We start from the raw sequence: 1,617 nt of genomic DNA, 5'->3' as shown, positions 1-1,617 counted from the left end.
GTACCCGGGCGGCGTCGGCACCAACGCCGCCGTACAGCTCTTCACGGACTACCACAGCCGTCTGATGCGCTACGTGGAGTTCATGAAGCGGGTCGTCCCGCTCCACGACGACCTCTTCGACTTCTTCTACGAGGCCATGCCCGGGTACGAGGAGGTCGGCCGCCGCCGCGTCCTGCTCGGCTGCTGGGGAGCGCTCAACGACCCCGAGTACTGCGACTTCACGTACGCCAACATGACGGACTGGGGCCGGCGCATGTTCGTCACCCCCGGCGTCGTCGTAGACGGCAAGCTGGTCACCACCGACCTCACCCGGATCAACCTGGGTATCCGCATCCTGCTGGGCAGCTCGTACTACGAGGACTGGGAGGGCAAGGACCTCTTCGTCACGCACGACCCGCTCGGCAACCCGGTCGACCCGCGCCACCCCTGGAACCAGCACACGATCCCCGCCCCGCAGAAGCGGGACTTCGACGACAAGTACAGCTGGGTGATGTCCCCCCGCTGGTTCGACGGCAAGGACCACCTCGCCCTGGACACCGGCGGCGGCCCCCTCGCCCGCATGTGGACCACCGCCCTGGCCGGCCTCGTCGACACCGGCGGCGTCAAGGCCACCGGCCACAGCGTGATCATCAACCTGCCGCGCACCATGACGAAGCCCGAGACCACCTTCGAGTGGAAGATCCCGCAGTGGAGCAACGCGCTCGAACGCAACCGCGCGCGCACCTACTTCCAGGCCTACACGGCCTCCCTCGCCCTGCACTTCGCGGAGCAGGCCCTGGACGAGGTCCGCGCCGGACGCACCCGGACCTGGGAGAAGTTCGAGGTCCCCGACGAGAGTATCGGCGTCGGCTTCACCGAGGCGGTCCGCGGCGTGCTCTCCCACCACATGGTGATCCGCGACGGCAAGATCGCCAACTACCACCCCTATCCGCCCACTCCGTGGAACGCCAGCGTCCGGGACTCCTACGGCACGCCAGGCCCGTACGAGGACGCGGTGCAGAACACGCCGATCTTCGAGGAGAACTCCCCGGAGAACTTCAAGGGCATCGACATCATGCGCGCCGTACGCAGCTTCGACCCCTGTCTGCCCTGCGGCGTCCACATGTACGTCGGCGGCGGCAAGACCGTGCAGAAGATGCACGTCCCCACCGGCCTGAGCGGACTGGGCGGATGAGCGCGGCCACGGCGGCCGCCGCCGCTCGCCCGATGAGCGCGGAGCAGGCCGGGCGGCGGATCGAGGACGTGCTCGACCGCCTGGCCGGCTCCGGCGACGCCGCCACGGCAGCGGCGGCGGAGGAACTGGTGCGGTCCCTCATGGACTTCTACGGCGCCGGGCTCGCCCGGATCCTGGAACTCCTGTCCGCCGGCGCCGCCTTGGAGACGCTGCTCGGCGACGAACTGGTCGCCGGCCTGCTGGTGCTCCACGACCTCCACCCCGAGGACCGCGAGACCCGGATCGCCCGTGCCCTGGCCGCCGTTCCGGACCAGGGGCTCGAGGTCGAGGACTTCGACGAGCCCACCGGCACCCTCCGGCTGCGGGCGACCGCCGGTCCGGGCTGCGGCTGCGCCGCCACCGCGACGGCGGCCCGGCGGACGGAGGAGGACGTGATCACCTGT

At 70.3% G+C, this 1,617-nt stretch carries 2 protein-coding genes; both read left to right on the top strand.

All coding sequences use genetic code 11. The features are described from left to right. Positions 1 to 1,174, top strand: a 1,174-nt coding sequence (locus ACFW2E_RS46530) for a nickel-dependent hydrogenase large subunit (protein WP_384478143.1), incomplete at its 5' end; no start/stop codon positions are given. Further along, positions 1,171 to 1,617 (top strand): hypothetical protein (locus ACFW2E_RS46525; protein WP_384478140.1); only part of this gene is annotated, 447 nt, incomplete at its 3' end. The genes ACFW2E_RS46530 and ACFW2E_RS46525, both read left to right, overlap by 4 nt.

Origin of the sequence: Streptomyces sp. NPDC058964, assembly GCF_042741275.1 — a bacterium.
In the GTDB taxonomy this organism is placed as follows: Bacteria; Actinomycetota; Actinomycetes; order Streptomycetales; family Streptomycetaceae; genus Streptomyces.
Note: the sequence above shows the minus strand (reverse complement) of the source record. Positions and strands in the feature narration are given on the sequence as shown.